Raw genomic sequence first — 13,865 nt, 5'->3', positions numbered from 1 at the left:
TTGGTGATCACGATCTTGGCAGACTGGATGTCACGCAGCATGTCAGGCGGCGTTATCTCGCGCGAACGATAGTAGCTTTCAGGGTCGTTCGGCAGCAGCACACGCAAGCGGTCCCGGATGGTAATGCCCGGTGACACGATCAGGAACCGGCTGGAGAACTGCTTGCTGTTCGGGTGACGAACGGCGTTCACCGTCTGCCACGCGATCAGCATCGCCATGACGGTGGTCTTGCCCGCCCCGGTCGCGAGCTTCAACGCAAGGCGCATCAGTTCCGGGTTGGCCTGCTCGTTGGCCCCCTTGATGTGTGCCCAGAACTTGGCGACGCGTGGCCCCATCTTCGGCGCGACCTCGGTCAACCAGATCGCGGTTTCGACGGCTTCGATCTGGCAGAAGAAGGGGCGGACGCCCTCGAACTTGTGGTGTCGCCAATGTTGCAGCAGTCGGGCTGTTTCCGGTGTCACGAGCCACTGGTCAGGGTTCGGAAGATTGCGCCACGTTTCGACATATCCCCGAACCTCGTTGATGATCGGGGTGGGGTTGTACTCCTGATCTGCGGTCGAAAGACCGTCATCGGCGCCGAGCAGCAGAGCGCCCTGCTTCTGGCTTTGCCGTTGCTTTTTCGTTTTGGGGACCGGCGTAATCAGGTCTGAGCGGCGCCTTGTCTCGATGATGCGGTTCGTCGGCTGACCGTCAGTGTCTAGTTCCCAATGGCGGCCGGGGTATTCGTAGGGGGAATTCAGGATCGGCTTTTCGAAGAACTGTTCAGACATTGGGGGAGTCCTTTGCAACGTTCCCCCTCACCACTGCCTTCTGTTCGTCGATCCACCGATCAATGTCGTCGTGCTTGAAACGCCATTGGCCCCGAACCTTGAACGCCGGGATCTGGCCTGTTTGCGCCATCGTGTAGACAGTCTTCTCTGCAACCTTCAACAAAATGGCGACCTCTGGCAAAGTGAGAATGGGGTCCGTCATGGACCTGCTCCCTCTCGAATGTGATGAGGGGGAGCGTGCCAGACTTTGCCAGACATTACTAGGACATGATTGCTGCCGGTTGCGCGCAGGCCAATCAGTTTCTTCAAGCCTGCGATCGGCGATCTTGTGCATCTCCTCACGGATTTCCGGGTTGTCAGGCGGCCTCTCGCGCCGCACCGTCTTCGGATCGACACCGATCAGGACGCAGGCCCGACGCTGAGAGATCGGCTGGGAGCGCAACCCCGGAAAGCTGCGCCTGCAGAACATGGAGACGATGCTGAAGGACCGCCTGCTCGCCTTGCCTGAGGCGGCACGACGCGCCGCCCTGCGCGATATCGCAACGAGCTGGCGGGTGGCGCGGATCATGGATGGCGCGCCCGGCCGCGCGCCAGTGGGGATGTTGTCGGCATCTCTGGCCGACGCAGCGGGAATCAGTGACCGCATGATCTGGGTCAGCCGCGCCACTTTCGAACATCTTGTCCTCGATCATCTGGGCGATCCGAGCGACGCGGCCTTCCGAAAGAAGCTGCTGGCCCTGATCGCAAATGTCACAGATGCTGCGCTGGGAGCGATCGAGGTTCGCGATGATGGCACCAGAACGTTGCGGGTGTTGATCCCGTTCACCAGGGGATTTCACGTTACGGATACATCGCGTGCCAGCCGAGCGGAGCGCCCGACGTCTCTTGTCCTCTGGTTTGATGATGGCATGCGGGTCCGCAGCATGTTGCCAACGACCGAGCGCCGATTCAAATCGGATGCCAACCGGCGTGGCGACATGATCATTGACCTGAACGGATCGTGACCCGGATGGTCGGCACCCCATCACGGCCCGAAGCCGGCTGTCCGGAATTGCTCGGGTCACGATACAAGAATAGCCCTTCTGCGACCGGAATTCAACCCGACGCCCGTCGCCCCGGCCTGCAATCGGCCCGCAGAGCGTTTTTGAATACCCTTTGAAGGGGGTTGCCGCGCCGCCGGGTCTTCTCGTAGGGTAAGAGCGAGACGGGGCCTCTGCGGCCCGCTCTGCGCGCCCGCCCGAAATCGCCAATCTGCCCCCGCTGTCCCTGAAAAGTTTCAAGGCTGATCGCCGGGCGCGCGCCGGGCATGGTCGGCGGCATGAAAACACGTGCCCTTCTCCAATCCCAGGCTCTGGCTCTCTGCTTTGAGGGGGCCGCTGTCCCTGACTGGGTCCAGATCACCCCGGCGGGTCCGCGGCTGCCTGCGCGCGACGGACGCGAGTGGCAGTTGCCCGACCCGGACGCTGTCGTGCGCGCCTATGCCAGCGCGGCCGGTGACGGCGCGGAGGCCCCGGTTGACTTCGAACATGCAACCCACGTCAAGGGCGAGGCCGGCGAGCGGGCCGATGCCGTGGGTTGGGTCAAACGCCTGGAAAACCGCGGCGGGGCGCTCTGGGCGCTGATCGACTGGAACGAGACGGGGCGCGAGGCCATCGCCTCGCGGGCCTACCGGTATGTCAGCCCCGGTTTCTTCTTTGACCCCAAGACCCGGGCGGTGATGCGGCTGGTGTCGATCGGGCTCACCAACGTCCCGAACTTCAAGCTGCCCGCCCTCAATCGTGAAGACCCTTATCAGGAGACTGAAATGAACCCCGACGTGCTCAAGGCTCTCGGCCTTGCCGAGGGCGCCGCCGCAGCCGATGCGGTGGCCGCCATCGAAAAGCTGAAGACCGATCAGCAACTGGCGCTGAACCGCGCCCAGCATCCCGACCCTGCGGCCTGGGTGCCGCGCGCCGACCACCAGCTGGCGCTGAACCGGATCGGCGCGTTCGAGGCCGAGGCCCGTGCCCGCCGCCGCCCGTGCCGCAGGTGATCAGCCGGTTCCAGGCGCGGGCCGCGCTGTTGCAGGCCGGGCTGCTGGAGCAGGCCGAGGCGGCCGTGATGGCCGCCGACGCGCTGACCCGCATTGCCTGGATCGACGCGGTCGAATTCCGCCGCGCCTCGCCCACCATCGCCAGCCTCGCCACCGTTCTGGGCCTGCCGTGCCAGCGTTCGCTAGGAAGACAAGTGGTTGGCCTTCACGCCATGCCGTCGCGCCACCTCGTTCACCATGACGCCGGTCACCAGCGTCTCGGCACCATTCGTCCCTTCGCCTCATCGGACCAACGCCATCTAGTCGCTGGGGCCGCAAGAATCTCCACAAACCCAACGGCCTCCATACTGCACTCCTGATGGACCACCAATGACACCTCCCGTGCAAATCTCCACACATGGCCGTCTCCTCTTGCCAAGGCTTCCGCTTTCCGGTTAGAGACCGCCCAACGGAGAGGTGGCCGAGTGGTCGAAGGCGCACGCCTGGAAAGTGTGTAGGCGGGGAACCGTCTCGAGGGTTCGAATCCCTCTCTCTCCGCCACATTCAGATACTGAATCCGTCCAAGGGCCCCGATTGGGGCCTTTTTTCTTTTTGTTTCAAAGGGCTTTGGCAGGGCCATCCGCCCTTCGGAGACTGGGCGCTTGACCCGGAATGGGTCTCCGAATGGCCTGCGTCTCTCTTCGAGCGCCCCTCGACTGTCACGGGACGGCGTAAAATATCCTCGCATTGCCAGTGGGTTGCCGCGTTCATGGGGTCGTCCCGTTCGCGAGATAGTCCGGTGACGGAGACCGACACGAAAGCGCAGGGCGGCCAGAAGGACGGCTCCGTGGCTGCTGATCCCCAAGTCCGGCGGAAGCATCCGAAGCGAGCCAGGACTCTGCCGGAAGTCTCTGATGACAAACAGACTTCGCGCCCATAGCCTGGCGCAATGTCGAACGGGCCCTGGACGGATGAAGAAAACGACCTGATCGTCGCGGATTACTTCGCGATGCTGGCCGACGACGTCTCCACGCGCCGCTACAGCAAGGCCGAACACCGCCGCGCGCTGCTGCCGCTGCTGAACGACCGGTCGGAGGGATCAGTCGAGTTCAAGCACCAGAACATCAGTGCGGTGCTGAAGGGCCTCGGCGAGGACTGGGTCCCCGGCTACAAGCCCGCGTTCAAGTTCCAGGTGACCTTGGTGGATGCCGTGGCGCGGTGGCTGGCGCTGAACCCGGCCTGGCTCGGGCGCCAACCGGGGCTGCAATCCGCCGCTGGCCTACGCGAGTCGGCGCAGATCTGGATCGGGCCGCCGCCGACGCTGTCGAACCAGCCGCCTCCGCAGGAACTCGACCAGATGCTGCACATCGCCCGCAAGTTCGACGTGGCGGGCCGGGACGAGCGCAACCGGGCTCTCGGCCGCACGGGCGAGGAACGTGTGCTGGCGCATGAACGGGCAACTCGCGCCGCCGCTACGACGTCGACCGGCTGCAGGCCATGGCGCCGGCGGTCGAGAGCGTCAGCCTCGTCGTCGCCTGGTTCGGCGACGATCTGCGTGCGGGCTCCTGCAAGGTCCGGCCGGGCGTCGAGGTCTCGGCCAAGTCGACCACGCCTGCCAGCTGGTCGGTCAACGGCGTCAGCCGCGCTGCAGAACCTCGCGCTGCTCGGGGTCGGCACGACGGCGGACGCCTCGAACCCGTTCTCGGCCAAGCTCAATGCCGCGCTCTGGACGGCGAAGACCGTCGCCGAGGGCGGCACCGGTGATCTCTTCTTCACCATGAACAAGGAGGCTGCGGGCGACGATCTCGGCCTCACGCTGCAGACCGGCTTCGTGACCAAGGCGCTGGTGGGGCTCTTCGGCTCGGACAGGTTCCGCCTCGCGGTCTCGGCCGACGGCAGTACCTTCTTCGACGGGCTGAGCGTCGACAACGCCACCGGCATCGTCGATCAGCCCCGTCTGCCCCGGTTCAAGGCGTACACCAACTACGACAACTACGTGGGCGTTGGGACCTGGACGAAGATCGGCCTGAACAACACCGACTACAACGATCAGGGGGCCTTCGACGCCGCGAACAACCACTTCGTGGCGCCTGTCGACGGCACCTATCTCTTCGGCGCGACGCTGCTCTACAAGATCAACGCCAGCGCCACGGCCCGCATGCGCGGGCGGCTCGTCCTGAACGGCACGACCGAAATCCGCGGCTCCCTCGGCGAAATCTCCGCCACCCATGTCTCGCTCGCTACCGCGATCTGGCTTCAGACCATGGTGCCGCTGACAGCAGGCGATACCGTCGAGCTGCAGGGGTATTTCCGGGTCGCGGACGGGTATTTCGCCGCCGACCACACGTCCTTCTGGGGGTGCAAGGTCGGGTGAGAACAGCAGTGTGATTTCATCAGTCGTATCAAAGGGTCAGCGTAGCAAAGTACCCTGCGAGCGCCTCCCTGTGAGTGTTAGAAAACTAAGGTGCCAAGCTCACCCGACTTTCGGATAGCTTCGAAACTGAATCATGGACGATCTTCACTGCGTCATCGATATCGGTGCGGGTCGTCCTGCGCCCGACGCTGAAACGTATGGAGGCCTCTGCTGAGGCTGCATCAAGGCCCATCGCACGAAGTACGTGAGATGGCTCCGGTATTCCACTTGTACAAGCCGACCCGGTAGAAGCACACAGAAGTGGCTGCGCTCCGCCCAGAATGTCTTGAGCTAACAATCCGGGGAACATAACGTTGGCATTGCCAGGATGCCGTCGATCAAGGGAAGGCCCATTTAGGATCGTTTCCCACGGCAATTCTTCCAGACTTCTGACCAAATGATCACGAAGGCCTGAAATCCGCTGTCTTTCGTTTACCGACTCAGCATCGCTGCAAAGCGCGGCAGCTGCGCCCATGCCAACGCATAGAGCAACGGGCAGGGTTCCAGACCGAAGGTTCCCCTGTTGGCCACCGCCATAGATGATCGGCTCGATGCAGTTTTGCAGTTCACGCCGCACCATCAGCGCCCCGATGCCTTTTGGTCCGTACATCTTGTGTCCGGAAAGGCTAACGAGGTCAGCGACTTCCGAGATCGTTTTCAGATCGATTGCGCAAGGCGCCTGAGCTGCATCGCAATGAAGAATCACGCCGTTGGCGCGACATATAGCGGCTATGGCGTCTATGTCGTTGATGGCACCGACTTCATTGTTCACAGCCATCACTGACACCATCAGCACGTCGTCGCCGATCATTGCTTCGAGCGTGTCCGGATCGACGTGACCCCTAAAGTCGACCGGGATGTGTTCGATTTTGAAGCCGAGCTGATCCCTAAGCGCGCCGCCCGCAGCCAGAACGCATTTGTGTTCGGCTGCGCCGAGGAGAATCCGACACCGGCGTCCAGCGCCCGATCTACGCGCCAACCCCAAGAGGGCGAGGTTGTTGGCTTCGGTTGCACCCGACGTGAAGATGATCTCGTCGGCATCTGCGCCGACGAGCTCTCCAACCTGTCCTGCTGCTTCCACAACTGCTCGAGCTGCGCGCCAGCCCTCAACATGGTCCGCAGAGTGAGGATTCGCAAAGATATCAACAAGATATGGATTCATTTTCGCCAAGACTCGTTGATCAAGCGGCGTAGACGCTTGATGGTCAAGGTAGATCGTTTGCCCGATTCTCATTGTTTCTCTTGTAGTTATGGGGCGAACCCGGCTCTGCGCCCACGACAGTGCGTATCGTGGAATCTCTGGGGGGTGCCTCCAGGACATCGGTTGACCCTACCATATGTTGTGGGCTAGGGTCGAGACTGGATGGAACATCCAGGTTGGAGAACATGTCTAGGGGACCGCTTTTTCAGGATGGCTACCGCCATCAGTTTTCAGGACATGAGACCTTCCCGCTTCGCTATGGGTGGCTAAAAAAGGCATTTGACAGCGTGATCGCCACGGAAGGCGACCCTGACAACAAGTCAGTTTTCACAAGCGAGGATGCGATCGCACGTTTCGGCGTCGGCAAGAACATGGTCGCCGCGATTCGTCATTGGGCGACAGCGAGCGGTATCATTGAAGACGGGCCCGGTCCTAATTCTCTCAGAACGACTCCATTGGGACGAAGGATTTTCGGCACGCAGGGTTTGGACCCCTATATGGAGCACCCGGCGACGCTTTGGCTCACTCACTGGATGCTTTCGGGCCGCACCGCCAAGACGACATGGTTCTGGTCGTTCAACCATTTCCCGGCAGTCACATTCGAGCGCGAGCACCTCGTGCGCGGCATTGAGAAGATCGCCCGCGACCGCGCATGGCCCCGCGTTGCCACCGCGACAATCAAGCGTGATGTGGATTGCTTTGTCCGAACATATGTCGCCCGCCCGCCTGCGGTTAACGGCACCCACGAAGATACGCTTGAATCGCCCCTTACCGAACTCGGACTTATCAAGCCGATCGGGAAGCGCGACGGATTCCGATTTGTCCGCGGGCCGAAATCCACCCTTGGTCACGGCGTATTTCTTTACGCCTTGATTGATTTCTGGCGCGGGTATTCCAGCGCCCGCACATTGTCATTCGAGGCGATCGCGCGCGAGCCCGGTTCTCCAGGCCGCGTCTTTCTTCTCGACGAGAACGACGTTGCGGACAGGCTTGTCGATCTTGATAAGGTCACCGATGGGGCCTTTCGCTGGTCGGAGACGGCCGGTCTTAAGCAAATCCTGCGCGAGGGGGATGCAGGCCCCGAGGAGATGCTCGCCTTTGTCGATCTCGACTATGACGCGGCGGATAGGCAGGAGGCAGCGTAATGACCATAGCCGATCATGTCCGCATAGCCCGCCGCTTCCAGCGTGCCGTCCGCATCGACGCGGATTCTGGTGATCCGCAGGCGCTCGAGGGGTTCATCTGCCCGCAATCTTCGGCGTCCGTTCTGCTTGCGACCGCGCAGCATGTGGCTCAAACCGGTCATGGGGCGTTCACTTGGACCGGCCCTTACGGCAGCGGAAAGTCCAGCCTTGTCGTAGCACTGGGGGCACTGTTGGGGCCGGATAAGCGGCTGCGCACCCTCGCGGAGAAGGTTATCGGAAGTGACACGGCGCGCGCCATCATGGCCAACATGCCGCCGAAGTCTCGAGGCTGGCGAATACTCCCCGTCGTTGGCCGCCGCGAGCATCCGGCTTTAGTGATTGGCGAGGCGCTCGAAGCCGCCGGCATCGGCACTAGGGGGGGTGCGAAGGCGTGGTCGGAAGAGCACGTGGTTGCTGCACTTGCAGAAGGCGCCCAAGTTGGCTCCGGCAATTCAGGCGGGATCGTCCTCTTCGTCGATGAAATGGGCAAGTTCCTCGAAGCTGCGGCGCAGGATGGCGCGGACCTCTACCTGTTCCAGCTCCTGGCCGAAGCTGCATCGCGTAGCGGCGGCAGACTTGTCGTTATCGGCATCCTCCACCAAGCCTTCGAGGAGTATGCGAGCCGACTAACGCGCGAGATGCGCGATGAATGGTCTAAGATACAGGGTCGTTTCCTCGATCTCGCCGTAAATGCCGCCGGCGAAGAGCAAATCGAGCTGATCGCCCGCGCCATCGAGAGCGACCGTGGTGCCGTCCGCGCCGGCAAGCTCGCGAAGGCTGTCGCCGCCGAGATCAAGCGCCGCCAACCGGCCGCGTCCGACTACCTTGCAGACGTGCTAGAAGATTGTTGGCCACTGCACCCGGTCGTAGCATGTCTGCTTGGGCCGATCTCGCGGCGGCGGTTCGGCCAAAATCAGCGTAGCATCTTCGGGTTCCTGAATTCCGCAGAGCCTTTCGGCTTCCAGGAGTTCATCCGGCACTCTTCGGTCAAGGTGCTGTATGAGCCCGACCGACTGTGGGGGTACCTGCGCGCAAACCTCGAACCTTCTATTCTCGCCTCGCCCGACGGCCACAGGTGGGCTCTCGCCGCGGACGCCATCGAGCGTTGCGAGGCGTTTGGCGCGGAAGACCTGCCAGTGCGGCTGCTCAAGGCGATCGCCCTTATCGATCTGTTTAAGGAGCGTTCCGGCGTCTCGGCCAGCAAGGAGATTCTCAGCCTTTGTCTTCCCGGCACCGGGGTGCCAGATATCGATGCGGCGCTCAAGCAGCTGGAAGCCTGGTCGCTCATTGTGTTCCGAAAGTTCAACGATTCCTATGCGATTTTCGCGGGGAGTGACTTCGACATAGACGATGCCGTGCGCGAAGCCCTTGGGAACGTAGCCGGCGTCGATTTCCATGTCCTCAGACGCCTTGCTGGCCTGCAGCCGGTGCTCGCCAAGCGCCACTACCATCGCACTGGAGCGCTGCGATGGTTCGACGTCGAAGTTGCGCCGGTAGCGACGCTGGCCGAACATGCCGCAGCTTATCGGCCGAAAAACGGCACAATCGGACAGTTTCTTTTGGCGGTTCCCACGGAGGGGGAGAACGAGAAAGTTGCATCCGCTGCTTGCCGTGAGGCTGCGAGGAAGGCGGATTCTTGGGATATTGTTGTCGGCCTATCCCAGCGCTGTTGGGGCATCACCGACCTCGCTCGCGAACTCGTCGCGCTAGAAGATGTCCGCGACCAACATCCTGAACTGGCCCATGACCCGGTCGCGCGGCGCGAGGTTCTGGCGCGGCTGACGGCATTGCAGGGTCAGCTTGAGGAAGAATTACACCGCGCCTTCGATGGCGCTGTCTGGCACCTTAAGCACAAAACGGCGCGCCGCCTTTATCATGCCGAACTGAACGGAATCGCATCGGAGCTGGCGGATCGGCGCTACCCTAAAGCCCCCCTTCTTAACAACGAGTTGTTGAACCGCATCAGGCCGTCCAGCAATGCTGTTGCCGCACAGAATGCTTTGCTGCGCCTTATGGTCACAAATGAAGGAAAGGAGCGTCTTGGGATCGACGGATTCCCGGCGGAAGGTGGCCTGTTCGCTTCGCTGCTCGATGCCACCGGCCTTTATCGCAAAGTCAAGGGAGAATGGCGGTTTGAGCCGCCGGTCGACCATTGCGATCATTGCGATTTGGCGCCACTATGGGATGCCGCTGCGTCTTACCTTAAGGCGGCCGATGACCGTACGGTCAGCGTATCCGAACTTTATGACCTCTGGCGCGCGCCGCCCTTCGGCTTGCGGGACGGGCTCATGCCGGTCCTTGCCGTCGCGTTTATTCTCTCGCGGCGCGATACGGTCGCACTCTACCGCGAAGGCGTGTTCCAGGCCAGGTTCAAGGATGTCGATGTCGAAATCCTTGCCAAGGATGCGGCGGACGTTCAGCTCCGGTGGATGGATCTTTCCGTCTTGTCGCGCAGGCTCCTGTCCAGCATGGCGGAGATTGTCCGCGACCTCGACAAGGAAAACAGCCTTGTCCATCTTGCACCGATCGACGTTGCCCGCGGCCTGATCGCCATCTTCGACCGGCTGCATCCTTGGACGAAGCGAACGATGCAGCTTTCGTCCAATGCGGATAATGTGAGGAGCCTGTTCAAGCGCGCTAGCGATCCGAACAAGTTCCTCTTCGACGACATACCCGAAACGATCGGTAGCGCCGCCGGAACGACAGGCGACGAGGCGCTCTCCCGTATCGTCGAAAACGTCCGGGAGGGACTCGAAGAACTTGTGCAGGCCTATCCGGCGATGCTGCAGCGTTTGCGCGACATGATGCTCGCAGAGCTTCAAGTGCCCAATGCCTCCCCTCGTTCCCTATCGGAGCTTCGCGCGCGGGCTGAGAACATCCGCCAGCTCGGTGGTGACTTTCAGGTTGACGCATTCATCGGCAGGCTTGCCACCTTCGATGGAAGCCAAGCTAGTATTGAAGGTATCGCCAGTCTTGCTGCCAAGAAACCGCCGCGCGATTGGGTGGATGCCGATCTTGACCGCGCCGCAGTCGAAATTGCGGACATGGCGCAGAAATTCGTGCGGGCGGAAACCTTTGCGCGCGTCAAAGGCCGCCGCGGGAGGCGCCACGCCATGGCGGTGATGGTCGGGATCGACGGTCGGCCCGCACCTGTCCATGAAGAATTCTCTATCTCCGACACGGAACGCGCCTCCGTGGACGAGCTTGTTGAGCGCGTCCAAGCGGCGCTTGAGGGGGCGGACGCTGGCAGCCGGAATGTCATTCTGGCTGCGCTCGCTGAGCTTAGCGCGCGCTATATGCGCCCAGCGGCCAAGCTGGATGACGAGCGCCTGGAACGGGCCGTCCAATGAAGGGCGATTTAACAAAGCATGTCCTTGGGTTGTCTGGAGGCCGTGATAGCGCCGCCTTGGCCGTATACATGCGCCATCATCACCCAGAACTCGATATCGAGTATTTCTTCACCGATACCGGGAAGGAGCTACCTGAGGTCTACGAGTTCCTAGGCAAGTTGGAAGGCTTTTTGGGAAAGCCGATCCTGAGGTTGAATCCCGACCGCGACTTCGACTTCTGGCTCAAGCAGTACAACAGCTTTCTGCCGTCTCCACAAACGCGGTGGTGCACGCGGCAGCTTAAGCTGCGGCCTTTTGAGCACTGGATTCGCCCCATGCTCGAAGACGGGACGACCGTTTACAGTTATGTGGCAATCCGGGCGGACGAAGAGTACCGTGAAGGGTATAGCTCCAAGCATGACAATCTTATCATCAGGCTTCCGTTCAAGGATGTCGGCATCGACAAGGCGGGGGTTATGGACATCCTCGATGCATCCGGTCTTGGCCTGCCGCAGTACTACCGTTGGCGCTCCCGTAGTGGTTGCACGTTCTGCTTCTTCCAGCAGAAGATCGAGTGGGTGCGCCTGAAAGAGGAACATCCCGAAGCCTTCGAGGAGGCCAAGGCGTATGAAAAGAATGCCGTCGAACACGGCTCTCCTTTCACTTGGAGCCAGGGTGAGTCACTCGACGAGCTTGAACGGCCCGATCGTGTCGCGCAGATCAAGGAAGACTATGAAAAGCGCTTGGCGCGTGTTCGTGCCCGCCAACGCGCAAACCCGCTGCGGCCGGGGGATGAAACGCTTGATATCGATGAACTGTTCGGGCAGGCCAAGGTGTGCTTGGCATGTCATAAGTAGTAAAAAGATGATTCTGGAACGCACGAGACTAGGTGAAATACTGATTGATCAAATGCTCGCGCCCGGCGTGGCATCCTACTATCGACCCTGGAGGCGCCCTTGAATCTGGACGCCCTAGTTGATTTTACGAACAGCGCAGTTGAAGAGATCGCAAAGCACACGATCGGCTTCACTCTCACGCCGGACAGACTGCGCGCAGAGGAATACGGTATCGCGGCGCTAAATTGGTCGTCCATTCCGTATGGCGAAGCGGGCATCGAAAATGTTCCCGACGACCGGCGGGGGATTTACGCATTCGTCGTTTGCCGAGAGAACGGCGTTCTGCCGCCGCATCACTATGTCATGTATATTGGTATCGCTGGCCGAAGGTCCGAACGCGCGCTCCGCGACCGGTACAGGGATTATCTCAACGAGAAGAAAGTTGTTAAGAGGCCGCGAATTGCCCGAATGATCGGCACATGGCACTCCGTTCTTTGCTTTTATTTTGCGGCCGTTGACAACGAGGTGACTTCCGAGCAACTGGAAAATCTTGAGAAGGCCCTGAACAACGCACTCATGCCGCCGTGTTCCGAAGGCGACCTGGAGGCGGAGCTAAAACAGAAGAGGAGGGCATTCAGATGAGCTCAGTCAAGCGCAAGGAGATCACGCTACCAGCGCTACGCGGCATCATGGGGGATTGGGTTTACTACTCCTGCCTGATGAGCCTTCCGGAGATCGGTGCGCGGGTCAGCTACGCCGATGAGATTCACAGCAACAAGCAATTGTCCGACATGATCCAGCGGCAATTAAATCGCGGGCGCAGCGCTGACATTTCAAAGTACCTCCAAGAACAGTCGGAGCGCTTCTTCAACTCGCTGGTTATCGCCACCTATGACGGCGAACCGAACTGGTATGGCGTGTCCGGGGTCAAGCCGCAAAAGGGCAAAGAGCTGTCTAGCCTGACCGAGGAGGTTGTGTCATCGGTCGGATTCCTGACCTTGCGGGGCGATGAGAAACTCTTCGCTATCGACGGACAGCACCGGCTTGCCGGCATTAAGAAGGCGCTGAAAGGCGGGCTTGACCAGGATCCGTTTGACGAGGTTTCCGTAATTTTTGTCGCCCACAACAAGGCGGCAAAAGGGCTTGAACGCACCCGCCGTCTGTTCACGACGTTGAACAAGACCGCCAAGCCGGTCTCTAAGGGTGATATTATCGCTCTTGACGAAGATGACGTTATGGCCATCTGCGCAAGGCATCTTATCGAGAACACCAAGCAATTTTCAGGCTCCCGTATCGCTTTTGTCGCTACCAACAACATGCCCGCCACCAATGTCGAGAGCCTTACGACGATCGGTAATCTCTACGACGTACTTACGATCCTCTTCACTAAAGTCAGTTCGGACATCAAGGATACGAAAAAGAACCTGCAGAATATGCGACCAAGTGATGAAAGGCTTGATGAATATTTCGAGTACGCCGTTTCTTTCTTCGAAGAGATGGGCGCGCGATTTCCGGAATTGGGTGAATTCTTTACAGCGATAGAAGCCGAACCTGTCGTCCGGAAGCACAGGGGCAATCACGGTGGCAGCGCGCTCTACCGCCCTCTTGGGATTGACATATTTGTCGAAGTGATTGCGCAGCTTGCAAACAAATCGACACTTTCTGACGCTATCGCAGCGGCGGCAAAATTGCCGCGGACGTTGGATCAAGCGCCGTACCGCGGGCTTTTGTGGGATGCCAGCAACCGGACAATCCTCAATTCCCACAAAGTTACGATGCGGGAAGTCATTCTCTATATGGTTGGACGCTCGAAATACACGGATGCGACGCTCCTTACGCGCTACCGCAAGGCGCTTGGGGACGAGGACGCCGCGCTTCCGGCAAAGGTTGTCTAGACGCTCGTCTGGTCAGTTCTAACCGCCGTCATGCCGCCTGCTTCTTCCGGAGAATCTCGTCCAGCGCATCGGACAGGTTCCAGATTGGATCAGCATCCCCCTCTTTGAGCATGTCGATCACCTTCGGCAGGCCGGCAACCGAAAGACCGTTCGCGAGGCTCATCATCTTCCTCGGTTCGGAGACGACGTTAACATCGCCGCTATGTCCAATCGCAAGCAGCATCAA

At 60.5% G+C, this 13,865-nt stretch carries 11 protein-coding genes, 1 tRNA gene and 4 pseudogenes; 11 read left to right on the top strand and 5 right to left on the bottom strand.

Annotated elements, in window-relative coordinates; all coding sequences use genetic code 11:
• The 3 genes and pseudogenes from C5F46_RS14425 to C5F46_RS14415 form a co-directional block, all read right to left on the bottom strand.
• A pseudogene (locus C5F46_RS14425) lies at positions 1 to 770 on the bottom strand (BPTD_3080 family restriction endonuclease); the annotation flags it as partial.
• Positions 763 to 972, bottom strand: a complete 210-nt coding sequence (gene mads1, locus C5F46_RS14420) for a methylation-associated defense system helix-turn-helix domain-containing protein MAD1 (protein WP_107326036.1) — start codon at positions 970 to 972, stop codon at positions 763 to 765. The gene mads1 and the pseudogene C5F46_RS14425, both read right to left, overlap by 8 nt.
• Before the next feature lie 108 nt (positions 973 to 1,080).
• Positions 1,081 to 1,212, bottom strand: a pseudogene (locus C5F46_RS14415) (IS3 family transposase); the annotation flags it as partial.
• Between the two features lie 34 nt (positions 1,213 to 1,246).
• On the opposite strand from C5F46_RS14415, the gene C5F46_RS14410 reads away from it, so the two are divergent.
• The 6 genes and pseudogenes from C5F46_RS14410 to C5F46_RS17305 form a co-directional block, all read left to right on the top strand.
• Positions 1,247 to 1,774 (top strand): hypothetical protein, encoded by a 528-nt coding sequence (locus C5F46_RS14410; RefSeq protein WP_146160238.1) that lies wholly within the window; start codon positions 1,247 to 1,249, stop codon positions 1,772 to 1,774.
• 314 nt (positions 1,775 to 2,088) lie between these two features.
• Complete coding sequence (locus tag C5F46_RS14405; RefSeq protein WP_168796905.1) at positions 2,089 to 2,802, top strand: phage protease; 714 nt, start codon at positions 2,089 to 2,091, stop codon at positions 2,800 to 2,802.
• Positions 2,790 to 3,161 (top strand): hypothetical protein, encoded by a 372-nt coding sequence (locus C5F46_RS14400; protein ID WP_107326033.1) that lies wholly within the window; start codon positions 2,790 to 2,792, stop codon positions 3,159 to 3,161. The genes C5F46_RS14405 and C5F46_RS14400 overlap by 13 nt, the downstream gene beginning before the upstream one ends.
• A gap of 91 nt (positions 3,162 to 3,252) precedes the next feature.
• Positions 3,253 to 3,342: transfer RNA gene (locus C5F46_RS14395), tRNA-Ser, on the top strand.
• Positions 3,343 to 3,730: 388 nt separating this feature from the next.
• Positions 3,731 to 4,237 (top strand): annotated as a pseudogene (locus tag C5F46_RS14390) (DUF3883 domain-containing protein); the annotation flags it as partial.
• A gap of 23 nt (positions 4,238 to 4,260) precedes the next feature.
• Positions 4,261 to 4,488 (top strand): annotated as a pseudogene (locus C5F46_RS17305) (hypothetical protein); the annotation flags it as partial.
• A 752-nt stretch (positions 4,489 to 5,240) separates the two neighbouring features.
• On the opposite strand, the gene C5F46_RS14380 reads toward C5F46_RS17305, so the two are convergent.
• Positions 5,241 to 6,428 carry a cysteine desulfurase family protein gene (locus C5F46_RS14380; RefSeq protein ID WP_107326032.1) on the bottom strand — a complete coding sequence of 396 codons (1,188 nt, stop codon included), beginning with the start codon at positions 6,426 to 6,428 and terminating at the stop codon, positions 5,241 to 5,243.
• A 152-nt stretch (positions 6,429 to 6,580) separates the two neighbouring features.
• On the opposite strand from C5F46_RS14380, the gene C5F46_RS14375 reads away from it, so the two are divergent.
• From C5F46_RS14375 to C5F46_RS14355, 5 genes are all read left to right on the top strand, one after another.
• Positions 6,581 to 7,540 carry a DUF4007 family protein gene (locus tag C5F46_RS14375; protein ID WP_107326031.1) on the top strand — a complete coding sequence of 320 codons (960 nt, stop codon included), beginning with the start codon at positions 6,581 to 6,583 and terminating at the stop codon, positions 7,538 to 7,540.
• Complete coding sequence (locus C5F46_RS14370; protein ID WP_107326030.1) at positions 7,540 to 10,929, top strand: P-loop NTPase family protein; 3,390 nt, start codon at positions 7,540 to 7,542, stop codon at positions 10,927 to 10,929. Before C5F46_RS14375 ends, C5F46_RS14370 begins: the two co-directional genes overlap by 1 nt.
• Positions 10,926 to 11,765, top strand: a complete 840-nt coding sequence (locus tag C5F46_RS14365; protein ID WP_107326029.1) for a phosphoadenosine phosphosulfate reductase domain-containing protein — start codon at positions 10,926 to 10,928, stop codon at positions 11,763 to 11,765. Before C5F46_RS14370 ends, C5F46_RS14365 begins: the two co-directional genes overlap by 4 nt.
• A 99-nt stretch (positions 11,766 to 11,864) precedes the next feature.
• Positions 11,865 to 12,386: a hypothetical protein gene (locus C5F46_RS14360; RefSeq protein ID WP_107326028.1), complete on the top strand. Its 522-nt coding sequence runs from the start codon at positions 11,865 to 11,867 to the stop codon at positions 12,384 to 12,386.
• On the top strand, positions 12,383 to 13,639 hold the full coding sequence (locus C5F46_RS14355) for a DGQHR domain-containing protein (protein ID WP_107326027.1): 1,257 nt from the start codon (positions 12,383 to 12,385) through the stop codon (positions 13,637 to 13,639). The genes C5F46_RS14360 and C5F46_RS14355 overlap by 4 nt, the downstream gene beginning before the upstream one ends.
• A gap of 28 nt (positions 13,640 to 13,667) precedes the next feature.
• Here C5F46_RS14355 and C5F46_RS16925 read toward each other — a convergent pair.
• Positions 13,668 to 13,865: hypothetical protein (locus C5F46_RS16925; RefSeq protein ID WP_210203004.1), on the bottom strand; the 198-nt coding region annotated here is incomplete at its 5' end.

The sequence above is a fragment of the Phaeovulum veldkampii DSM 11550 genome (assembly GCF_003034995.1).
Lineage (GTDB): Bacteria > Pseudomonadota > Alphaproteobacteria > Rhodobacterales > Rhodobacteraceae > Phaeovulum > Phaeovulum veldkampii.
The sequence above is the reverse complement of the archived record's forward strand: the minus strand, read 5'-3'. Positions and strand labels throughout refer to the sequence as shown.